General features: G+C 72.3%; 1 protein-coding gene. It reads left to right on the forward strand.

The genetic code is table 11. From position 1 onward, the window contains the following. Positions 1 to 3,491 (forward strand): SDR family NAD(P)-dependent oxidoreductase (locus tag ACTOQ2_RS43720; RefSeq protein ID WP_440107903.1); only part of this gene is annotated, 3,491 nt, incomplete at both ends.

Genomic DNA, 3,491 nt, shown 5'->3' on the forward strand with positions numbered 1-3,491 from the left:
TGACCGCGCTGGCCCAGCAGAGCGTGCAGGACGGCGCCTTCGTCGCGACCGCGCGCAAGGACCGGGACGAGGTCCGGACACTGGTCGAGGCACTCGGCCGACTCCACACCCACGGCGTCATGGTCGACTGGGACACCTACTTCGCCTCGGTGCCCGCCAAGCACATCGAGCTGCCCACCTACGCCTTCCAGCGTCGTCGCTACTGGCTCGACGCCACCGCTGAGGTCGCCTCCGGTGGCGGCCTGGTGGCGGTGGACCATCCGTTGCTGACCGCTGTCGTCCCGGCTCCCGGTTCCGGCACGCTCACGCTCATCGGCCGTCTGTCCCTGTCCACGCAGCCATGGCTGGCCGACCATCTCGTGGACGGTCAGGTGGTCGTACCGGGCGCTGCGCAGGTCGAGCTCGCGATACGCGCCGGGGACGAGACCGGTTGCCCGGTGCTCGACGAGCTCACCCTCCAATCGCCCATGGTGCTGGCGGCGGGTGGCAGCCTCCAGCTCCAGGTCGTGGTCGCGGGTGCCGACGATTCCGGCCGTCGCCAGGTGACGATCCACTCGCGCGCCGGGGACGCCACAGATTGGCGGCAGAACGCCCAGGGCGTCCTCGCCCCGGCAGCCGCCGTCGCGCCCACCTTCGATCTCGCGCAGTGGCCGCCGCCCGGCGCCGAGGTCCTCGACGTCGACGGCGTCTACGCCGACCTCACCGCGATCGGAATGGAGTACGGCGAGACGTTCCAGTGCCTCCGGGCCGCCTGGCGGCAGGACGGCGCCGTCTACGCCGAGATCGCCCTGCCGGAGCAGTCCGGCGCCGATGCCCGGCGGTTCGGGCTGCACCCGGCGCTGCTCGACGCCTCCCTGCACGCCATCCCCATGGCCGGATTCCTGCCCGAGGCGGAACCTGGCCGGCCGTACATCCCCTTCGCCTGGAACGACGTGACGTTGTACGCCGAGGGAGCGACCGCCCTGCGGGTTCGCATCACCCCGGCGGGCGGCACCGGCGTGTTCTGCCTGGCGGTGGCGGACACCGCGGGGACGGCCGTCGCGGAAGTCGGGTCGCTCATCCTCCGTCCTCGGTCCGCCGACCAGTCGGCGACGCGTAACAACTCCCTGTTCCAGCTGGACTGGGTGCAGGCCGGTCGTACCGGACAGACGGATCTTTCGTACGCGCTCCTCGACGTACCTTCGGACGACGCGCCCGTTCCCGAGGCGATCAGGCGCGCCACGAACGCGGTCCTCACCGCCCTGCAGGCGGAACCGGGCGCTTCGCCGCTGGTCATCGTCACGCGCGGCGCGATGGTGGCGGTCGCGGATGAGGTGCCGGACCTGGCGCAGGCGGCGGTATGGGGTCTGGTACGGGCGGCGCAGGCCGAGCAGCCGGGCCGGTTCGTACTGCTGGACCTGGACACCGACCCCTTCGACGAGGGCACGGTCGGTCGGGCGCTGGCCACGGGCGAACCGCAGGTGGCGGTGCGGGCCGGGCAGTTCCTGGTGCCGAGGTTGAGCCGGGTGGCCGAGCGCGCGGTCGTGGAACCGGCACTCTCCGGCGATGCCGGTCCGGTGTTCGGTCCGGAGGGCACGGTGCTGGTCACCGGTGGCACCGGCGGGCTGGGCGCGGCCGTGGCCAGGCACCTGGTGACGGCCCACGGGGTGCGGCACCTGCTGCTGGCCAGCCGTCGTGGCGCCGAGGCGCCCGGAGCCGCCGAGCTGGTGGCGGAGCTGACCGAGCTCGGTGCCTCCGTGCGGGCGGCGGCCTGTGACGTCGGCGATCGAGAGGATCTGGCGCGGTTGGTCGCGTCGGTTCCGCTGGCCGGTGTCGTGCACACGGCAGGCGTGCTGGACGACGGGATCGTCGGCTCCCTCACCCCGGAGCGCTTCGACGCGGTCCTGCGGCCGAAGGCCGACGCGGCCTGGTATCTCCACGAGCTGACCCGGGAACTGGACCTGTCGGCGTTCGTGCTGTTCTCGTCGCTCTCCGGTGTGCTGGGCAGCGCGGGCCAGGGCAACTACGCCGCGGCCAACACCTTCCTGGACGCCCTCGCCGAGCAGCGCCGGGCGCAGGGACTGCCTGCCACGTCGCTGGCCTGGGGTCTGTGGGCCTCGGGCGGTATGGCAGGCGACCTGACCGAATCCGACCTGCACCGCCTTGAGCGCGGTGGCATCACGCCGCTGCCCGTCGACGACGGTCTGGCCCTGTTCGACATCGCGATCGACCACGAGCACGCCGTACTGGTCCCGGCCTCGCTGAACCTCCCGGCACTGCAGGCCCAGGCCCACGCCGGCACCCTCCCCGCGGCCCTTCGCGGGCTGGTCCGCGTGCCCACCCGGCGTGCCAGCACGACCGCGACGGATCCGACCGACCTTCTCCGGCTGGTGCGTACCCAGGCGGCGATGGTCCTCGGCTTCTCCGACACGGAGGCGGTCGAGTCGGCCAAGCGCTTCCAGGAGCTCGGCTTCGACTCCCTCACCGCGGTCGAGTTCCGCAACCAGCTCAGCACGGCGACCGGGCTGCGGCTGCCGGCCACCCTTATCTTCGACTACCCGACCGCTGAGGCGGTGGCCGACTACCTGGTGGGAGAGCTGGCCGGTGGTCAGGTCTCGCAGGCGGTCGTGGCCGATGTCTCGGTGGTCGACGAGCCGATCGCGATCGTGGGGATGGCCTGCCGGTTCCCCGGCGGGGTGTCCTCGCCCGAGGGTTTGTGGGACCTGGTGTCGTCCGGCACGGACGCCATCGGCGAGTTCCCCACCGACCGCGGCTGGGACCTGGCGAAGGTATACGACCCGGACCCGGACAGCCGGGGCACTTCGTACTCCAGGCATGGCGGGTTCCTGTACGAGGCCGCCGAGTTCGACCCCGGGTTCTTCGGGATCAGCCCGCGTGAGGCCCTCGCGATGGACCCGCAGCAGCGGCTGCTGCTGGAGGCGTCGTGGGAGGCGATTGAGCGGGCGGGGATGAATCCCGATCGGCTGCGCGGCAGCCGTACGGGTGTCTTCGCCGGGGTGATGTACCACGACTACGCGCCCCAGCTCTCTGACGCGCCGGGCGAGCTGGAAGGCCTGATCGGCACCGGCAGCTCGGGCAGTGTCGCCTCGGGCCGGGTGTCGTACACCCTGGGCCTGGAGGGTCCGGCGGTCACGGTCGACACGGCGTGCTCGTCGTCGCTGGTCGCGCTGCACTGGGCGGCACAGTCGCTGCGCTCGGGCGAGTGCGACCTGGCCCTGGCGGGCGGCGTCACGGTGATGGCCACGCCGAGTACCTTCGTCGAGTTCTCGCGGCAGCGTGGCCTGTCGGTGGACGGGCGGTGCAAGGCGTTCTCCGCGGAGGCCGACGGCACCGGCTGGGGAGAAGGCATCGGTGTGCTGCTGGTCGAGCGGCTTTCGGACGCCCAGCGCAACGGTCACCAGATCCTCGCGGTGGTGCGGGGCAGTGCGGTCAACCAGGACGGCGCGAGCAACGGGCTGACGGCGCCGAACGGTCCCTCGCAGCAGCGGGTG

Origin of the sequence: Streptosporangium sp. H16, assembly GCF_051918855.1 — a bacterium.
Taxonomy (GTDB): Bacteria; Actinomycetota; Actinomycetes; order Streptosporangiales; family Streptosporangiaceae; genus Streptosporangium.